The 19,322-nt window shown below is 53.4% G+C and carries 18 protein-coding genes; 4 read left to right on the forward strand and 14 right to left on the reverse strand.

Features of this window, described 5'->3' with window-relative positions:
• On the reverse strand, positions 1 to 257 hold a 257-nt coding region (locus HOL66_13770), incomplete at its 3' end, for a DUF4102 domain-containing protein (GenBank protein ID MBT5245300.1).
• A 281-nt stretch (positions 258 to 538) separates the two neighbouring features.
• Between HOL66_13770 and HOL66_13775 the strand changes: the two genes are divergently transcribed.
• Positions 539 to 943 carry a hypothetical protein gene (locus tag HOL66_13775; GenBank protein ID MBT5245301.1) on the forward strand — a complete coding sequence of 135 codons (405 nt, stop codon included), beginning with the start codon at positions 539 to 541 and terminating at the stop codon, positions 941 to 943.
• 83 nt (positions 944 to 1,026) lie between these two features.
• The gene (locus HOL66_13780) at positions 1,027 to 1,263 is read left to right on the forward strand and encodes an RNA-binding protein (protein MBT5245302.1); all 237 of its coding nucleotides are present in this window, start codon (positions 1,027 to 1,029) and stop codon (positions 1,261 to 1,263) included.
• A 185-nt stretch (positions 1,264 to 1,448) separates the two neighbouring features.
• On the opposite strand, the gene HOL66_13785 is transcribed toward HOL66_13780, so the two are convergent.
• Entirely contained in the window at positions 1,449 to 2,486 is a 1,038-nt protein-coding gene (locus HOL66_13785) for a HAMP domain-containing histidine kinase (GenBank protein ID MBT5245303.1), read from the reverse strand.
• Positions 2,487 to 2,754: 268 nt separating this feature from the next.
• Here HOL66_13785 and HOL66_13790 point away from each other — a divergent pair, with 268 nt between their 5' ends.
• On the forward strand, positions 2,755 to 3,018 hold the full coding sequence (locus tag HOL66_13790; protein MBT5245304.1) for a hypothetical protein: 264 nt from the start codon (positions 2,755 to 2,757) through the stop codon (positions 3,016 to 3,018).
• A 323-nt stretch (positions 3,019 to 3,341) separates the two neighbouring features.
• Here the strand turns inward: HOL66_13790 and HOL66_13795 are convergent, their stop codons facing one another.
• Both HOL66_13795 and HOL66_13800 read right to left on the reverse strand, forming a co-directional pair.
• Positions 3,342 to 5,438, reverse strand: a complete 2,097-nt coding sequence (locus tag HOL66_13795; GenBank protein ID MBT5245305.1) for a diguanylate cyclase — start codon at positions 5,436 to 5,438, stop codon at positions 3,342 to 3,344.
• Positions 5,439 to 5,456: 18 nt separating this feature from the next.
• Complete coding sequence (locus HOL66_13800; GenBank protein MBT5245306.1) at positions 5,457 to 5,822, reverse strand: hypothetical protein; 366 nt, start codon at positions 5,820 to 5,822, stop codon at positions 5,457 to 5,459.
• A 95-nt stretch (positions 5,823 to 5,917) separates the two neighbouring features.
• On the opposite strand from HOL66_13800, the gene HOL66_13805 reads away from it, so the two are divergent.
• The gene (locus HOL66_13805; protein ID MBT5245307.1) at positions 5,918 to 6,166 is read left to right on the forward strand and encodes a MoaD/ThiS family protein; all 249 of its coding nucleotides are present in this window, start codon (positions 5,918 to 5,920) and stop codon (positions 6,164 to 6,166) included.
• Positions 6,167 to 6,175: 9 nt separating this feature from the next.
• Here HOL66_13805 and HOL66_13810 read toward each other — a convergent pair whose 3' ends face one another.
• The 10 genes from HOL66_13810 to HOL66_13855 all read right to left on the reverse strand — a co-directional run.
• Complete coding sequence (locus HOL66_13810) at positions 6,176 to 6,748, reverse strand: thioredoxin fold domain-containing protein (protein MBT5245308.1); 573 nt, start codon at positions 6,746 to 6,748, stop codon at positions 6,176 to 6,178.
• A gap of 103 nt (positions 6,749 to 6,851) precedes the next feature.
• Complete coding sequence (trxA, locus tag HOL66_13815; protein MBT5245309.1) at positions 6,852 to 7,235, reverse strand: thioredoxin; 384 nt, start codon at positions 7,233 to 7,235, stop codon at positions 6,852 to 6,854.
• A gap of 78 nt (positions 7,236 to 7,313) precedes the next feature.
• Entirely contained in the window at positions 7,314 to 8,498 is a 1,185-nt protein-coding gene (locus HOL66_13820; protein ID MBT5245310.1) for an ABC transporter substrate-binding protein, read from the reverse strand.
• 91 nt (positions 8,499 to 8,589) lie between these two features.
• Positions 8,590 to 9,966 (reverse strand): branched-chain amino acid ABC transporter permease, encoded by a 1,377-nt coding sequence (locus tag HOL66_13825; GenBank protein ID MBT5245311.1) that lies wholly within the window; start codon positions 9,964 to 9,966, stop codon positions 8,590 to 8,592.
• Complete coding sequence (locus tag HOL66_13830) at positions 9,963 to 11,069, reverse strand: branched-chain amino acid ABC transporter permease (protein MBT5245312.1); 1,107 nt, start codon at positions 11,067 to 11,069, stop codon at positions 9,963 to 9,965. The genes HOL66_13825 and HOL66_13830 overlap by 4 nt, the downstream gene beginning before the upstream one ends.
• Positions 10,978 to 11,682 carry an ABC transporter ATP-binding protein gene (locus HOL66_13835; GenBank protein ID MBT5245313.1) on the reverse strand — a complete coding sequence of 235 codons (705 nt, stop codon included), beginning with the start codon at positions 11,680 to 11,682 and terminating at the stop codon, positions 10,978 to 10,980. The genes HOL66_13830 and HOL66_13835 overlap by 92 nt, the downstream gene beginning before the upstream one ends.
• Before the next feature lies 1 nt (position 11,683).
• Positions 11,684 to 12,466, reverse strand: a complete 783-nt coding sequence (locus HOL66_13840; protein ID MBT5245314.1) for an ABC transporter ATP-binding protein — start codon at positions 12,464 to 12,466, stop codon at positions 11,684 to 11,686.
• A 175-nt stretch (positions 12,467 to 12,641) separates the two neighbouring features.
• Positions 12,642 to 13,844 (reverse strand): hypothetical protein, encoded by a 1,203-nt coding sequence (locus tag HOL66_13845; protein MBT5245315.1) that lies wholly within the window; start codon positions 13,842 to 13,844, stop codon positions 12,642 to 12,644.
• 14 nt (positions 13,845 to 13,858) lie between these two features.
• On the reverse strand, positions 13,859 to 19,051 hold the full coding sequence (locus tag HOL66_13850; protein ID MBT5245316.1) for a hypothetical protein: 5,193 nt from the start codon (positions 19,049 to 19,051) through the stop codon (positions 13,859 to 13,861).
• A gap of 111 nt (positions 19,052 to 19,162) precedes the next feature.
• A partial coding sequence (locus HOL66_13855; GenBank protein ID MBT5245317.1) for an outer membrane efflux protein occupies positions 19,163 to 19,322 on the reverse strand: 160 nt, incomplete at its 5' end.

The raw sequence follows: 19,322 nt of genomic DNA on the forward strand, positions 1-19,322 counted from the left end.
ACAGAGCCACCAACTCTGTATCCGGACTGCTTGCGCTCTGATGCACGTCGCCTCGCATCGGCCAACCGCAGGTCTGGATAGCGGCCCAAGGTGACGCGCTGTCTCCTTCCGCCCTTGCTGACGATAAGTGTCCAGGTCTTCGTGCCGTCGGTGTTAACGCGGATTGCGAGTCCGCGTAACGCAGCGTCCCGCACCTCATACTGCTTAGGCTTAGGCTTCAGAGATTTAACACTGCGATCCGTAAGTGTGGTTGCCATCAATCCTCAAGGTGCGTCCAAGGTGCGTTTAAGGTTCCGTCTCAACCCCGGGTAAATAGGTTGACAGTCACTTAGCATAGTGAATAAATGGCAGAAATAAAGGGTAAAGGTTACTAATTGGAAATTATCGAAATTATCTATTTCTAGGAGATGCGGATTGAAAATCCGCGTGTCGGTGGTTCAAATCCGCCCCCGGGCACCATTTTCCCCCAAGTGATCTCTGTAGCCTTTTCTTTATTGCCTTCTCAAATGAATGCTGAAGCTCAAACAGGCGAAACCCAATGAAAACCTTCAAACTGACGCCCAAACCTCAAAGTGACTATCGCCTGGAAGTCAACGAGATAAAGAAAAAATGCAAGCTTGAGAAGCATGGATATCGCCATAATAAAATCGTTTATGGTTTCTGTAATAAATTGCCTGATATCACAGAGCTTCAATCTCTTGGTTTAAATATTGAAGAGATTACCTTTGAAAAAGCACAACTGAACCTCACGAATGATCTGGTAGAACGAGGTCGTGCAAAATCGAAGATCGACCATCTTAAACATGCACAAGTAGAGAACGGCGCGAAAAATGAGCAGGAAGAAGCTGCCGCGCAACAGAAGTTAACGGAATTAAACAACAATATTCAAGCCGCCAAAGAAGTCCTGGGTATTACAGGAACGCTCAAAACATTGAAGTTTTAGCTTGAAGCGGATTTTGTTTCGTTAAAGATTTATCCTGATAAGACACTTTAATGCCTCACCCTTGTATTTTTATCGGAACCTAAATGAAACTGATTGCCCTTAACTTGCCACGAGATTTTGACGAACAAAATTTAGAAGAATTATTCAAAGTCCATGGCAATGTGTCCGCCTGCAATCTTGTCCTTGATGACAAGAGCGGTGCTTCAAAAGGTTTTGGATTTGTCGAGATGGAACTCGAGGAAGAAGCGATGGTTGCTATTGAAAAATTACACGGCACCAAGGTGAACAAAAATAAAATTCGCGTTAAGCCTGCAAAGTAATTTTCGGGTTGGCGGCGTGTCATAAGGGCTATTGAAAATCCGCCCCCGGGCACCATTTTTCCAAATAAAGACAATTGGCTAGCTTTAATGCTGAGCCTTATATAACGCGTGTGTTGCATCGACCGGTTGAGATGATAACCCTTAACGGACATTCATTATTAGTCTGGTGATCGATGTGATCATTCTCAAGAAGGACGAAATATGCGTTCCGGCGGGAAGTGCACAGTTACCGTTGTACCCATACCAAGCTCGCTGGCGATTGCAAGATCACCACCGTGAAGTTGCATCAGGGATTTACAAAGGGGGAGGCCGAGACCAGTTCCCGCAGAACCCCCATTCAGATTTTTGTCGGCTTGTTCGAACGGTTTGATAACCCTGCATATATCCCCCTTGGGGATACCTCTACCTGTATCCGAGATACTGAAGATATAGCCGCTGTCATCGCTGCTCTCGGCGACAAAGGCCACATGCCCATTCTCCGGGGTGAATTTGATGGCATTGCTGAGGAGATTGATGAACACCTGAACCACCCGCCTTTCGTCACACATGAGCATTGTCGGGGTCCTTGGCTTTTCAACGGAAAGGATGATGTTTTTCTTTTCGGCTAATATCCTGACGCGTTGCAAACTGATGTCCATTATCGCTGGCACCTCGACCGCTCGATCGATCAGAGTCTCCTTCTTAGCTTCAATCTTCGAGATATCTAGAATGTCGTTGATCAAATCTAGAAGATGATGCCCCGAATTTTGTATATCGCGCATGTATTGCTCATGCTTTTCATTGCCTAGCTTTCCTAAGGCCCCAGTAAGCATGGCTTCGCTATAACCGATGATAGAATTTAAAGGTGTTCGCAACTCGTGGCTCATGGTGGTCAAAAATCTTGACTTGGCCAGGCTCGCTTCTATTGCTTCTTCCTTGTGCTTTAACGCGATTGATTTAAGCAAATTAGCTTGCGTTTGTCGCCGCCATGAATACCAAACCAGTAATATAGCAAGTGAGAAAATCCCAATAGTGATCTCATCCAATTCCCAGTTTTCATGTTGACGAACAAATGCATGCCACAACTCAAAAAAGTCGAGATATCCACCAAGAAAAGTCATGGCTACCGAAGCGCATATAACAATAAGGGCATCATTTCGATACGGGTGATCTGCTAAGAAACCCCTAAATATTGATTGCTTTCCACCCTTACAACGGGGAGGTTTTTGTACAGTTTCGTTCATGCCCACCAATGAGTTTCTTACCCCCCCCCATTGATGAAGTGCAGCCATCGTGTTCATAACGGTATAGAAACTTTTTCTCCCGTGCTGTGATAGCCGTCACAAGGAAACCAGTTTCATATTCTTCATAAATATTACTGGGTTGGTGATTTCGTCCGCAAATTTATTATCGCGCATAGAGGTCTGTCATTGGCTAGAAAAAATCTGGTTCGTCCAAAAACCAAATAATATAAGATTGTGCGTTTTTTAATACCCAGCCGAAGACGGCGGCATGACCGTATCGGATTGGACCATGCCGTTCCTGACCGATATTCTCGGTGCCCCGGTTGATCGTCCACAAGTCCTTGAAACGACGGCTTTGGGGGCCGCTTACCTGGCCGGAATGCAGCGGGGTATCTATCCCGACCTTGATGGATTTGCCAAAACCTGGGCACAGCAACAACGATTCTCGCCTGACCTTAAGGCCGAAGTGCGTGAACAGCGCTACGGAGGTTGGCGTGACGCGGTGAGAAGAACGTTAACGAAACAGCCGTAACACCCAGCCTGACGGGTCAGCCGTTTTGTCATCGTCAATACCGTGTCGATTGCCGGGCGCACGTTCATGCATGAACCGCGCATTGCTTTTCGTTATAGGGTCGCTGACGTTTCGGACTTTAGAAAATCGACTGACTTACGATAATCGTCAAGCCAAGCAACATTCCCAGCATTAAACCGCTAGAGAATTTGATAAGTGTTTTTGCTTTTGCCTTGATCATAATCGCCTCCCGTTCTGGTTAGCTGAATTAAACTCTTCTGAGTTATGGTGAAATGCTAACGGCACTGAGGGCGGGAGTCAAAAAATTTCCGATCAAAAATGTGTCAATTCCGGCCTTCGGCGAACTTGAATCCGACGCTGTCATCGTCGTCTTTCAGGTCGTACATGGCTTTATCCGCCATCTCCAGCAGGGCTTCGGGGCTTTCGGCGTGATCGGGATACATGGTAATGCCGATGCTGGCGCCAATGTGGATTTTTGTGTCATCAAGGTCGAAAGAATCTCTCAGGGCCTCAGTCAATTTTTCACAAGTCCTGATAACCGACGTCTGATCAAGGACGTCGGGCATGATAATGACGAATTCATCACCGCCGAAACGTGCCAACGTGTCGCTGGCGCGAACACACTCTTTCATTCTCGCCGTTACGGATTGCAAGACTTGATCACCTGCCTTGTGGCCAAACCTGTCGTTGACCTGTTTGAAGTCATTCAGGTCGATGAACATGATGGCGATTTTGGTGTCATTTCGCTTGGCCCTTGTTAATTCCTGCTCAAGGCGGTCGCGCATCAGATTCCTGTTGGGAAGGCCGGTCAACGGATCATGGCCAGCAAGATGTAAAGCCCTGTCCTCGGCCCGCTTTAGTTCCGTCACGTCATGGAAAACGAGCAACAGGCGTTCCTCGTTATCGATATCGATCAATTCGCCATTGAAGATGCATTCACGGGCTTCGCCAGTTTTTGTAATGACGGTTCCTTGAAAGTCGCGAATGGATTTGTCTCGTCTGATCGCTTTGACCAACTGTGCCCGTTGTCTGAAATTTTGCCATAAGCCCATTTCGGCGACAGTTTTTCCAATGACTTCGGTGCGGTCGTAGCCTGTTGTGGCGCACCAATGGTCATTGACATCGTATAGAAGACCATCCTGAATGCTGGCAATAGAGAGACAAGCCGGGCTGGAATTGAAGGCTTTGGAAAATCGTTCTTCGGATCGTTTTAGTTCTTTTTCCGCCCACTTGCGTTCTGAAATATCCGTGTAGCTGGTAACGAAACCACCCCCGGGCATGGGTATGCCGTGGATTTGAAGAACGGTGCCATCAGGCATGGTCCGTTCAAAGTGGTGGGCACTGAACTTTTTTGCCAGTTCAACCCGCCCTCGAATCTGTTCATCAACATCACCCTCACCGTATTCACCGCGTTCGGCGTTAAAGCGAATAAAGGATTCAAAAGAATCACCCACCTTGAATTTTTCGGGCGGGAAATTCAAAAGGTCTAGAAATCGCCGATTAAAAGCTATCAGGTTTAAATCAGCATCAGCCATGGAAATACCTTCATCCATGTTCTCGAGAACGGCTTCCAACACGTTGGTCTTTGAAACAAGTTCTTCCTGGTGTTTCAGGTAAAGCCATAACAACCAGGCCAAGACGCTCGAAATCGCCAAGGCAAGAAGGACAGTCAGGTTGGAAGCCAAAAGTGACATGTCTTCAAGGGCAAGGGCAGTAGGCATCAGCGCAATTGTCCATTGTCTGTTAGCAACCCCGAAGGTGCGCCTGACGGTAAGCGGGCTTGCCATATCGACTTCGCCCTGACTGAAGACCGGGGTCTCGTCGTCGGTGATCTGATAGTGGTAGGTATGATCCAGTTCGTGTTCCAGAGCAGCTTTAACCAACGGAGAAATTCGAAAAACCAGATTGATATAACCTTCCTTATTTTGATCACTCCCAAGCGGAATATATGCGGCAATTCCAGTACCCCCTTGGGCTAATTCCAAAGGCCGGGTTAATCCAATTTTATGATTTATTTCAACCTTGGCGAGGACAGGTCCGACTACCGGGTGAGCCTTAAGATCAAGGCCGATGGCTCCCTGATTTCCTTGCAGCGGCGTTACCCACTTGATGACACCATCCTTGTCAGCCCAGTTAATGGCCTGAAAATCCGGGAACAACTGTTGGAATGATTTGGTTTGGGACAGGAAATTCTCTGGTGTTCTGATATTTCCTTCGTTCCATTCATGGCGTATATGCTCGCCGATGGCAAAGCGGTGGGCAAAGAAAGCTTCCAACCTGACAGCAAGTTGTTCGGCAACGATGGTGCTGCTGTTGCGGATGTTGCGAAGGTGGCTGTCTTCGTTAAGTTGCCTGATCCACAAGACGGCAATAACCTGTAGCAGAAACACAACGGCGGGAATAAGTTTGGTTCTTTTCACGCGCGCTTTTCCTTACAATCAACGAACAACGTCAGGGATGTTACAATAAAACCCATCAGGCATCTGGATTGCCGGGGCACCGGATCTTATCCGCGCCGCCTTGAAACAATCGACGCTGATCGTTTGTTTTGCAAGGGGTGTATCAATATAGGGTTCGATCAGTCCTTCGACTTTCAGGTCACTTGTTGTGCCCGGTATATCGCAAACGACAACAGTTTTAATGGGCGTACCCAGTTCGATCCAACGGGTGGTTTTCTGATCAAACTCAAGGTGGCGAAGCCTTTCGCACAAGGCCAGCGAACGGGTAGCATCGGGCACATCTGCCTGCCAAATGTATACCGCAGCAGATGCCGTTGCGGCGGTCATTAACAAAATAGTCAGCATGGCTCTCATCTTGCGGGTCTTTCTGGCTTGATCGAACGCTTCTCAGCTATGATGATAGGTCACCTTTTGATCAACGGCTATATATTGATGCAGCGATGAAATTGACCGTCAAACTGTTCGCGTCCCTGACCAGCTACCTGCCCGCGCAGGCTGAAAACCAGACGATGACGATGGAGGCTGAAGACGGGTTCAGCGTCGGACAGGTTCTGGAACAGTGCGGGGTTCCTTTGGATCAGTGCAGACTGGTCATGATCAATGGCATCACCCATACAAATCCAGCCGTTTCAATGGAACTTCAATTGTGTGAAGGTGACACCCTGGCGGTGCTGCCAAAAGTTCACTAAACGGGACGTTTAACCGCCTGATTGCTGGTTGCCCAGATACTTTGCCTTTAGCCACGGCACCAACGGGCTGTCATCATAGCCGCTGTTGGCGACGTAATCGAAGACGCCGTGGAAGATCATCGGTTCGGCATAACCGGGCATGCGAAAGACCTCGTCGGCCTGATCATCGCGAAATTCAATTGTCGGGGTGCCGACAACCCGGTGGGCGCGGGCAAGCTGTGCCTCTGACAAAGTGGCGCCATCGAAATCAATCATCTGGCGATCACCGCGCATGTTCAACAGCACCACATAGAAGTTCTGTCGGATAAAGTGAACGGTACCCTCAACCTTAAGATTGACCTCGTGAATTTTCTCGCAGTAGTGACAACCCAGTTGCTCCCAGAAAATCACCAGCTTTTTGCCTTCGGCAGTTGCCGCTTGCAGGTCGCGGGACAGATCACCGGTCGTCTTGTTGAACCACGGTTCTGTATGTAGGCCATCGGGTGTTAGAAATTTGCCCGACTGTTCGCTTGCTTGGGCGGCGGGGGCAAACATCAACAGGCTGACGATCAGACAGAAAAACTGCGGACGAAGGGACATCATGATTGTGTTCTCGATTTTAATTCCGGGAACAGCTTTGATAGCCTGAAAGGGGTTTCTTTAAAAGGCCGGGCAGGGCCTGTTCACAAACAAGTGAAAACAGGTATCAGGCATCAGGCGTTGCTTCCTTGGCCTGTTCTTCGGCAATCTTGGCGTGGACTTCATCCATATTCAGGGCTTTGGCCTGACCGATGATTTCCTCAAGCGCGGTTTCGGGAATGGCGCCGGCCTGACTAAAAAGCAAAACCTTGTCGCGCATAATAGCCAGTGTCGGAATGGACTGAATGTGGAACTGGGCGGCGATTTCCTGCTGGGATTCGGTATCACATTTGGCGAACACAATGCCTTCGTGCTGGTTCGATACTTTTTCGTAGGTCGGGCCGAAGGTTTTGCACGGGCCACACCAATCAGCCCAAAAATCAATAACAACCATGTCGTTTTCCATGATTGTTGATTGAAAATTTTCAGCAGTTAACTCAACGGTCGCCATTTTTGTGTTTCCTTAAAAAAAGAGATGCCGGGCAACCTTATAAGCTGCCCGGCATGATGTGTTCAAGTGAACAGCAACTTAGTGAACCTTGATGGTTTCAAACTTGCCGCCTTTGACTTCAAGTTCCTGGTAGGAACCAAGAACTTCGCCGATGTTGTTAAAGTTGACATCAGTGGCCCCGACATAGTCAACGCTGCCGCCACTTTTCAGAATTTTCAGACCTTTGGCGATTTCACCCGGCATGATCTTTTCGCCCGGTGCATTGGCGACGGACATAATATTGGCTTGAATGGCGGCCCGGTCAGCGGAACCGGCAGCCTGCATGGCCAGCGCGAGCAGTGCACCTGCATCATAGGACTCTGCGGTGAAAGGACCGCCTACCTTGATGCCGGCCTTTCCGGCCATGGCCTTGAAAGTGATAGCCCCTGCGCTTTCCCCACCGGGAAGGGTGCCGATGGTGCCGTTAAGGTCTTTACCGATGGCTTCAATGATGCTGTCACCAATCATGCCGTCAGCAAGAATGAAATTATCAAAAGCGCCACTGTCCAACGATGCCTGGATAATGCCCTTGCCGCCTTGGTCAAGATAACCGAAAACGGCCAGATGCTTGGAACCTGCGGCTGACAAAGCGCCGACTTCAGCAGAGTAATCGGCTTTGCCGTCTTCATGGGCGGCGGTAATGGAAATTTTGCCGCCAACGCCTGTGAAAGCTGTGTTGAAACTGTCAGACAGTCCCTTGCCGTAATCGTTGTTGGTGTAAGTGACGGCAACTTCCATGATGCCACGGCTTTTAAGCACTGTGGCCAGAACTTCACCCTGACGGGCGTCGGACGGGGCAGTGCGGAAAAAGAAGCCATTATCCTTGATCTTGGAAAGGCCCGGTGAGGTTGCCGAAGGGGAAACCATGACAACGCCGTTTGGAATGGCGACATTGTTGGCAACAGCGCCGGTGACGCCGGAACAATCCGCACCCATAATGGCGACGACGCCATGGGATGAAATCAGGCGCTCGCCAGCGGCGGTTGCTGCGGCTGAATCAACACATGTTGAGTCAGCACGAATCGAGACGATTTTACTGCCGCCCAGAAGCTGGCCGGAATTCGATGCTTCATCAAAAGCCAGTTCAGCAGAAGCTGCCATATCAGGGGTTAGCGATTCAATGGGTCCGGTGTAACCCAGCAGGACGCCGACCTTGATTTCGGCGGCCATGGCGGTGCCCGTCATAGCGGCGAGCAGGGTCGATGCTAAAAGTAGTTTCTTCATTGTATCCTCCTTGTCGTGTTGATTTGTTTTTTATCTTACGGGTCGAAAAACTGTTGCCCCTATCATAGGCTGTTTTTTCACTGTCGATCTATCACTTATTGAGGCCAGGCTTTGTGACTTCCGGCAAAATGCCACCCGGATTAAAGCGCATAACCAGCAACAAAACCATTCCCATCATGAACAGGCGCATGTGTTGCGCGGAATCCATCAAATGCAGGCGCACCGGATTGCCTTCGTCCATCCAGCTTGTTCCAAAATCCATCAACCAGACACCGACAGGTTCGGCCTCGATCCAGATAAACCAGATCAGGAAGCCACCCAACACCGAGCCCAGGTTGTTGCCTGACCCGCCAACGATCACCATCACCCAGATCAGGAAGGTGAAGCGCAAGGGATTGTAGGCGGCAGGGGTCAGTTGTCCGTCCAGGGTTGTCAGCATGGCCCCGGCGATGCCAACGACCGCCGACCCGATGACAAAGACCTGCAGGTGACGACCGGTGATGTTCTTGCCCATTGCGGCGGCGGAAACCTCGTTATCACGAATGGCTCGCATCATACGCCCCCACGGGGAATTCAGGGCCATCACGCTCATGCTCAGGATCAACAGCAAAACCGTCGTAAAAAGGCCAGCGTAGCAAAGTTTGACGAAAATGCCGGATTGCTCAATGACAAAAGCCGATAGTTGATCGGCGCGCCCACTGTCGGACAGTCCTTTCAGGGCACCTGAATTCAGCCATTCGATCCAGCTGATGAAACTGTCGCTTTTTTGCAGGTCAATCTCGTAAGGTACCGGCCTTGGCAGTCCTGCGACGTTCTTGACCCCGCGGGTCAGCCAGTCTTCGTTTTTCAGGACGGCGATAATGATTTCCGAAATCCCCAATGTGGCGATGGCCAGATAGTCCGAGCGCAGCCCCAGGGCGATTTTGCCGACAATCCACGCCCCACCGGCGGCCAGCAAGCCACCAGCAGCCCAGGAAAACAGGATCGGCAAACCAAGGCCGCCCAGATATCCGGTCAGGGCCGGGTTGACGGCCTCAATATCGGCGATGGCGGTGTCAGAGAAATAACGGGTCGCGAAAATGCCGATCAGGATAATCACACTCAGGGCAATCACCCGCAGGCTGCCTTTTGGTATTTTCCGGTATGCGGCGACGGCAGCCCCGAGGGTGAACAGGAAAAGGACCACACCGATAAAAAGGTTTGATCCGCCAGCAGCCCAGGCTTCAGGTATCGGTGCTTTTGATACCAGCATGGCGGCGACACCACCGAGAGCCGCAAAGCCCATAGTGCCGACGTTGAACAGGCCCGCATAGCCCCATTGGATATTGACACCGAGCGCCATGACCGAAGAAATCAGGCACAAATTGAGGATCGTCAACATGAGCGGCCAGGACTGGGACTGTCCGACAATCAACAGCAAACCGGCCATCACGGAGAACGACAGAATTGAGCGTCGGGTGTTGTTCATATGGAGCGCCCCTTAAGGATACCGGTTGGGCGGATCAGTAGCACCAGAACCAGGATGATAAAGGAGACGGCGAATTTGTAATCGGTTGACAACAACTGAATAAGCCCATCCGGGGCCCAGTTTTCGGGAAGCAGATATTTAAAGAATTTCTTGTAGGCATAGGTGATGCTGACTTCCGAAAAGGCGACCACGAAACCGCCGAGGATGGCGCCGACCGGTTTGCCAATACCGCCGACAATGGCGGCGGCGAAGAACGGCAGCAGAAGCTGGACATAGGTGAACGGCTTGAAACTTTTATCCAACCCGTACAGGGTTCCGGCAATGGTCGCCAGCGCCGCCACGATGATCCATGTCACCATCACCACTTTTTCCGGATCAATACCCGACAGCAGGGCCAGATCCTCGTTATCGGAATAGGCCCGCATGGCCTTGCCGGTTCGGGTCTTTTGCAGGAACCAGAACAAGGCCAGCACCAGGGCCAAGGCGATGCCGATGGTCAGGCCCTGGCTGACCTTTATCGCCAGGCCCTCGCCAAGGCCGGTCATTTCCTTAAACGCCCGGGCCTTGATGATAAACCGTTCGCCATCGGCGAAACGCTGATCATTGGGGCCAATGATAAAACGCACGACGCCGTTGAGAACGAACATCACACCAATGGACGCGATTACGAAAATAGCCGGAGCGCTGCGCTTCCTGCGATAGAATTTATAGACCGTTCGGTCCATAAACAGGGTCATGGCGATTGTTACGGCAATGGCCATGGGCAATGCCAGCAGGGCCGTTGGCAATGGGCCAAAACTAACGCCTAAGGATTGCAGCCACCAGGTCACAAGCACGGTGATCATGGTGCCGAAGGCCATCATGTCTGAATGGGCGAAATTGGCGAAACGCAGGATGCCATAGACCATGGTGATGCCCAATGCGCCAAGCGCCAGCTGCGAACCATAGGTCAGGACCGGTATGATGACGAAATTTGATATCAGGACGATGGCATTTAAAATATCAGTCAAGCTATCCCCCCAGAAATGCGCGACGGACTTCCGGGTCGGCCAGCAAGGCCTCTCCGGTATCCGTAAATTTGTTCTCGCCGGTGACCAGAACATAGCCTGTATCGGCGATGCCGAGCGCTTGTCGGGCGTTCTGTTCAACCATCAGAATGGCGATGCCGGTCTGCTTGATCTCGAGAATACGGTCGAACAATTCATCCATGACGATGGGCGATACACCGGCCGTTGGTTCATCGAGCATCAACACCTCAGGCTGGGTCATGAGCGCCCGGCCGACGGCGACTTGTTGGCGTTGGCCGCCCGAAAGTTCGCCCGCTGGCTGGTCGCGTTTTTCTTGCAGGGCGGGGAACAGCTCGAAGACGTGGTCCATGGTTTTGAAAATATCGTCACGACGCAGGAAAGCGCCCATTTCAAGATTCTCCTGCACCGTCATGCTGGTGAACACGTTGTTCGTTTGCGGTACGAACGCCATCCCTTCCTTGACCCGGTCTTGCGGGGAGAGGTTACTGATGTCCTTATCCCCCAGCATGACTTTGCCTTCGCGCAGGTCAAGCATCCCGAACAGGGCCTTCATGGCGGTTGATTTGCCAGCCCCGTTGGGGCCGACGACGACGGCAATTTCACCTTTGTCGACAGCGATGTCACAGCCGCGCAGAATATCCGCGCCGCCGTATCCCCCGCTCATACTGGTGCCCGTTAAAAAGCCCACGTTATGAAATCGCCCCTACTTTGTTTTTAAGGCCGGTTCCCAGATAGGCCTCGATAACGTTTTCGTTTGATTTGACCTCAGCCGCCGTGCCCTGCATCAAGACCTTGCCTTCGGCCATGACGACGACCGGATTACACAGCCGCGAAATGAAATCGATATCGTGCTCGATCATGCAGAACGTATAGCCACGTTCCTTGTTCAGGCGGATGATGGCGTCACCTATTTCATTGAGCAGGGTCCGGTTGACCCCGGCCCCAACCTCGTCAAGCAGCACGACTTTGGCGTCGACCATCATGGTGCGGCCCAGTTCCAGCAGTTTTTTCTGACCGCCCGAAAGATTGCCCGCCTGCTCGTTTGCCAGATGGCCAAGATTGAGAAAATCTATGACCTCGTCGGCTTTGTCGTGAATGGCCTTTTCTTCGGCGGCGACCCGGCCACGATGAAACCAGGTATTCATCAACTTTTCGCCCAACTGGTCCCCCGGCACCATCATCAGGTTCTCACGCACCGTCAGTGAGGAAAATTCGTGGGCGATCTGAAATGTCCGTAAAAGTCCCTTGGCGAACAGTTCGTGCGGCTTCATGCCGGTGACGTTCTGGCCATCAAGGATGACGCTACCGGCCGAAGGCGCGAAGACCCCGGCGACAAGATTGAACAGGGTTGTCTTACCCGCCCCGTTGGGGCCGATAAGCCCGGTAATCGTACCCTTTTTGATGTCGAAACTGGCGCCATCAACCGCCCGCAAACCACCAAAGTGAAGGGCAACATCTTTCAGATTAATCATGGAAGGCACGCTAACATCTAGGTCGCGTGTGTGCAAATCGGAGAGTTGTTATTAATTCAGAACTTCCATTAAGGGACCAAGATGTTTTTCATAACGCCGCCAGCGTTCCTTTGATGATTTGTAGATGGGTTGGCGGACTCTGTTCAGTCACGTCCTCGGGCTGCCTGATTATTCCTTAGATGAACGTGAAATCTGCGACGTTCAGGGTTGTCACATCCGTGACATTCGACAGCTCAAGGATATCAGTAACGGTGGCGCTTGTTGTGTCAGAAGCGCCACTGACATTGATCGCGGCTATTCTCGTGACCGTGCCTGTGTCATAGGCCGCCAGGAATGCTCCGGTATCGGCGGCGTTCGAGAACGTCATCAACCCGCCGCCTTGCAGCGCTGTTTGGATCGCGGATGCCGAGTTTGCATTCGTATCCGAAAAAAGAATAAATTCATTTCCAGCCGTAGACGTAAACGTAGACGTAATGTCACTCACCGTCTCGAATGACACGGTTGGACCGGCGCCGGTATCCGTCGAGGATCCTGAGCCATCTCCCGTTGTCAGCAAGTTAAGACTACTCGCCGTAAGATAATCCCCAAGGTCGAAACTAATAATATCGTTTTGGGTGCCGGTTACGCCGCTGAAATCCGCAATGGTATCCATCGTTCCCGGATCAAATATCGTAAACGTGTCGGCGCTAGCGTTGCCCGTCATGGTGTCAGCGCCGCTGCCGCCAGTCAGGGAATCGATGCCGGCGCCGCCGCTTATTATCAACGAGGCTGCTGCGTCTGTCTCCGCTACCCCATCGACAGTTAAACCAGATGACGCTGTTCCATCAATTGTCAGCGTACCGGTGCCAGCGTTTGCTGTGCTGAGGGTCATATCGTAGGTTTGGGCCGAGCCAAGTGTCCAGGTTTCCCAACCGCCGATGTTCGCTGTATCATTCGCGCTCAGGGTGGTCGCACCCAGGGCGTTAATAGCTAAAGCGTCGCTTGATCCGCCACCTCCGGTCAATGTGTGTGAGACATTGTTAGCAATAACGCTGGCATCAATGGTCAGTGAAATATTGGTTGTCGATTCCGCCGAAGCATTAATAGTCAGGTTTCCAGCAGTCTTGACTGCATAGGCATTGATAGCCAGTGTCCCGCTGTCCGTGCTGTTTGAGTTATCGAGGGTCAAGCTGTAGACGGCATCGGTGCCCAGTGTCCAGGTCTCCCAACCACCGATCAGGCTGAGTTCGGTAGAGTCCAAGTCTGCGCCCAGGGCAATACTTAAAACGTCAGTGCTGCCGCCACCGCCCACCAACGTATAGGCGTTGCCGTCATCAATGACGCTGCCACGAATGGTCATGGCAATGCCGCCGGCGTGGTTGGCCCCGTTAAAAATCACTCCGCCAACAGTCGTTATCCCAGTAGCGTTTTGGTCAACACTCCACTGGTGGTCGCCATATTGTTGCTAAAAGTCCAGTCCATGGTAGAACCGGTTTGCGGGGTAATATTTTCCCAGCCATTTACGTTTGCGAAATCGTTGGCATCAAGGACAGTGCTGCCATTTATCGTCAAAGTATCTGGGCCACCGGATACAGCGCTACCTTTTATATTTTGTCCGGTATTATCATTCAGGACGCTGCCCGATATGGTCATGTTGACCCTATAATCCGTAGCAACCGCCGACGCATCAAAGTTTAAATTGCCGGCTGTCGTCACACTCGTTGCGGTGACAGTAAGGTTTGATGTACCTGGGTCACTGGCGTCATCCAGGGTCAGGCTGTAGGCGGCGTCAGTGTCCAGTACCATTGTTTCCCAGGCGCTGACTAGGCTGAGTTCCGTACTGTCCAGGATAGCACCGCCGCTTAAGGTCAAGCTGTCGCTGGTGGCTGAGCTGCCGGTCAGTGTGTGGGCGGAACCATCATCAAGAACGCTGCTGGCAATCGTCATGGCGATGGCAGTGGATTCGGCCGCTGCGTTAAAAGTCAGGTTGCCCGCCGTCGTCACCGCGCTGGCATCTATGGTGGGGAAGTTATTGGCGTCATGCAGAGTCAGATCGTAGGACGCGTCTGAAGACAGGAACAATTTTTCAAAGCTCTGAATACCGGCCATATTTGCCGTTGAAACCGTTCCGCCGCCCGTAATGTACAGATGATCACCGGTGGTATCGGCGTTGCCGTCAATGGCGATGGTGTTGGCGAGGTCGGAACCTGCGACCTTGATATAATCGTCCTTAACGTTGCCATTGGTCGTCTCGACGCCGGAAATGGTCACAGAATTGGCGAAATTGCCAAGGTTAAGGGTATCGCCGCCGGAACTGCCGGCAAGGTTAATGGTTCCATATCCGCTAAAGATTGCTTCCAGGGTCAGGGTGTCGTCGGCGGATGTGCCGTTAATGGTGTCGGCGCTACTGGAGGCATTGCTGATGGCTGCTGTATTGGTGGCGGAGAACAGGTTCAGGGTGTCCGTGCCGCCGCTACCCAGATTGACGATTGATCCCGTGGCCAGGGCCGTCCCCATGGTGATGGTATCGTCGCCGGTTGAGGCGGTGATGGTTTCCATATCGTTGATGGTGACAACGTTGGTCGCCGCCGCCAGGGTCAGTTCATCATCGGTTTCAGACGTAACGCCGTCAATGCGTCCGCTGAAGGCCGCCCCCAAAGTGAGAACATTCTGCGCCGTCGTCCCCGACATCAGCAGGAATGTGGTGTTGGTGAAGGTTCCCGAATTTGTGCCGTTGAACAGGTTGATGGTGTCGCTGTTTGCGCCCATGTCGAAGGCGACGCCGGAAACCAGCGAACCCAGGGTCAGGGTGTCGGAGGATGACGTGCCGGTGACGGACTCAACGCCCGTCAGGGTCACCGTGTTGGGTCCGTCCGCAAGGGTCAGGGAATCGGTGCCGCCAGCAAGATCGATGCTGACCGACGACAAGGTGTTTTCGAGGGTAAGGGTATCGGCGCTCGCCGTGCCGGTGATGGTTTCTACGGACGTAAACGTGCCGGTGTTGACGCCTGCATACAGGTTCACTGCATCGCTGCCGGTCGCCAGATCAATGACGGCGCCACTGCTCATTCCTGAGAGCATTGTAATGGTGTCGTTGCCGGTGCCGGTGGCGTTGATGGTTTCGGTGAAGCCGACGCTGTAGGTATTGGCGGTATTGGTCAGCAAGTTCAGGGTGTCGGTGCCGCCGCTGCCATTGACGGAACTGACGGTCATACTGGTAGCGGTTTCAATGTCGGTTACCGTCGTGTCGCTAATGTTAATGGTGTCGTCACTCGTGCTGCCGAGCATTTGCAGGATTTCCAAGTTAAGCAGGCTGCCGGTGTGGGTATAGGTGCTGTTGTAGGAAACCCCGAGGGTGTCGGTGCCGTTGCCGCCATCAAGGTTGGCGATGACCGAGACTCCAGCGCGGATGTTGATGCTGTCGTCGCCATCGCCGCCCGTGAACGTCGTGGCTTTTAAAATCTCACTGCCACCGATGATGTTCAGGGTGTCGTTGCCAAGTCCTGCGTCGATGGTGGAGTAGCCACCGCCATAAAGACTGATCGTATCGTTATCGGCGGAACCGCTCAGGGCACCGACGTCCCAGATTTGATCATTGAGCCTGCTTTCGCCTGATACGGCTTCTCCGATGCCGCCCGAGCCGCCCGCCTCGAACGCATAAGCGCCGAACAGGGCGATGGAAAGCCCCGCCGTGCCATCGTTGCCGTTGCTAGCGGTGTTATCGAAGTTGATCGTTGAATAATCGAAAGTGTTTACGCGGTTGTCCGGGATGCCGTCATCGGCGGTGCCATTAGGGGTCGAGCCATCAGCTAAAAAACCGTCATCGACGTTGTCAGTCGCTGTAATGCCACCAATCAGCAGATGATCGCCGTAGCTGTCGATATTGAATGTATCGCCGCCGCCCTTGCCGAAGACGATAGCGCCTTCCATGGTCTGGTCCAGGGTAATGGTGTCGTCACCGCTACCGCCGGCGATAACGTAACCGATTTCGTTCTGCACCAGTGCCGGAAGCACAATGACATCGCCGTGCTCGACCTCTTCACTGCTTGACCCGGTGACTTCCGATTGGCTGGAATAACCCCCGCCCAGTGCGGCAACGGGACTGTCGGAAAACAGATACTGGCTGACATCCGAGAATGTGATGGTCTGGTTAGGCGGGGTGCCGGTGGCCGGTGCGGAACCTTCGGCGGCGCTAAAGCCGTTCCATATATCGACCGTTCCGGTGCCCAGGGTGGTGGCGTCTGTGGTCAATTTTATCTTGATATTATCAAGAGCGTCGAACGACATCTGGTTGGTGCCGCCAAGGTCGGTGATGGTGTCGGCACCGCCAAGGGACGTATAGGAAAAGTAAAAATTGGTATTTTCAGTGGTTCCCTCTTCCACGTCATCGCCGGTGGTAAAGGTTACCTGATCGGTAAACGACGCTTGGGATTCAACTTCCTGCGGGGGTGGAGCGTTGGGGTCATCATGGATGACGTCGAAAGTTGATTCCAGGTTAAATATCTCACCGATCAGCGGATCGAAGGTGTCGCCGCCGAAGGGATCATTAAAGAAATCATCCCCGCCACCGCCATAGAGAGAATCACCGCCAAAGAACGGGTCGCCGCCACCGCCAAAGAATGGGTCGCCACCGCCAAACGGATCGCCGCCGCCGAACAGATCGCCGCCGCCACCGAAGAACGGATCACCACCACCAAAGAAAGGATCGCCGCCGCCAAATGTCGTTCCATCACCACCATCGTTGAAACCCCCGCCGCCACCGTCCGGGGCATTTGGATCACCGCCAGTGCCCCCGGGTGCATTGGGATCGCCACCAAAACCGCCGTCAGGGGCGTTGGGATCGCCGCCAAAGTTTCCGTCTTGTTGATTGGGGTCGCCACCGCCGTCGTTGAAATTATCACCAAACTGGTCTTCCGTCGCCTGCAGGGCTGCTGCCATCGCTTCTTCGGGGCTGGCCCCTGCGGCAAGGGCGTCATTGAAGGCTTGTTCCGCAACCGCCCGTTCGGCGGCGATGTCTTCGGGGCTGTCGCCCTCTGCCGCCAACTGTGCGGCAGCAGCGTCAGCGGCAGCGGCAAAGACTTCCTCTGCCGAAGCGCCTTCTGCAATAGCCTCGCGGGCGGCTTCTTCCGCTGCCTGGTCAACGGCGTCACCTTCGGGAGGTGGACCATCACCAGCTTGTTGCTCGCCATCTCCCTGGCCATCTCCCGTGCCACCATCGGCCGGGGCTTCACCATCGGCTGGTGCTTCGCCATCAGGGGGAGCGTCTCCTTCAGCGCCCGGAGGAACCGGTCCGCCAAACTGGGCAAAGGCGTCAGCCTGGGCCTGAACTTCGTTGTTGGCGTGTTCGGCCTCGGCTTGAGCCGTTTCGGCTTCCGCCGCCGCCGCTTCGGCTTCAACCGCCGCCGCTTCGGCCTCGGCTGTCTTGGCTTCAGCTTCCGCAATCTTGGCTTCGGCTTCCGCCGCCGCCGCTTCGGCTGCGGCAATCGCTTCCGGGTCGCCGCTGGCCTCGGCTTCGGCTTGCGCCGCTGCCGCTTCCGCCGCCGCCGCTTCGGCTTCAGCCGCCGCTGTTTCGGCTTCGGCTCCGGCCTGTTCGGCTTCGGCCTGGGCCTGTTCGGCTTGCTGCGCGTTTTCCACCGCGTCGTTTGTCGCTTTGGCTGCCGCTGTTGCGCTCAAGGTGGTCAGGGTGGAGCCAAAGTTCTGTTGAATTTGTTGTGGACTGAAGACCACCGGTGGCGGTGGTGGCTGGAAGGCGCTGGACATTTGTACCGTCGCGCCAATCGAACTGAGGGTCACCGTGCCGCCCTGATTGGTCACCGACAATTGACCAACCGACTGAACGCCCTGGGCGTTGGTTTCGGGTAGCAGGGAAATGGTGTTCTCGGATCCTTCCTGGGCCGCCCGCCCGGCGACCTTGGTGCCGCGGATGCCAATGGTGGCGACCGGTGTCGTCACGGTCATCGCATCGACACCTGTCTTGGCGATCTGTCCGCTGACGAACGAGAACACACCCTGCACCAGATTGGCGCTGAACTGGCCTTCCTGGGTGCCGGCATCGAAAACCATCTCGTCGATGACCATGCGCCCCTCTTCACCCAGCGAGAAGGTGGTGTCATCGACGAATGTAATACCGATGGCCGCACCCTTGGCGGTGACCAAGGTATCGCCCTGGAAGATATCATCACCCTTGGCGAGGGAAACCTTGGTGCCGTCAATGCGGATCGCCTCGACCAGACCATCTGTCGCTTCAACCCGGCCAATGGATTCAGCGGCTTGCGCCAGCTCGGCAAAGGGGCCGTTTTCCAGTAAAGCGAACTGACCAGGAGCAGTGGGGCCAGCCAGTTTGGTTGCCAGCTCGGCGGAAATAACCCCGCCGGCATCGGTCATCAGGTCGGGTGGACTATCAAGGGAGAAAAAATCACGGATCAGGACGCGCGATCCGTCAGGCCCGGTGAGAAGAAGATCAGAGCCTTGGGGCGTAAAATCGGCCTTTAACAGCCAGGCATCGCCAGGGACAACAAGGGAGGTTCCCGGCGAGGCTTGCAACACAAGCGTGTCAGCGACCGGCCCGATAAAAAGTGTTTGTTCCGCAAGCTCAACTGACTGCATCACGTATGGGCCCTTTTCAGACCAAGGTCTTATCAGGCAAGCAGGATTCGCCGCCCAATGACACCGCCAGAGTACCATAAGATTTAATCGAAAGACACAGCCCGTTACATATTATTGCATGTCAGCTTTACGCGTCAGCGCATCTTCATCCAGCTCACCCATGGCGTCGAGCAGGGTGAAGACGGCGATGGCGATGTCGATTTCGGCTGAAGCGGCGTCAGAGCTGGAATTGATCAGCGCCGTCTCGCCACTGAGCACGTCAAGCAGGGAC

This window comes from Rhodospirillaceae bacterium (assembly GCA_018662005.1).
Classification (GTDB): domain Bacteria; phylum Pseudomonadota; class Alphaproteobacteria; order Rhodospirillales; family JABHCV01; genus JACNJU01.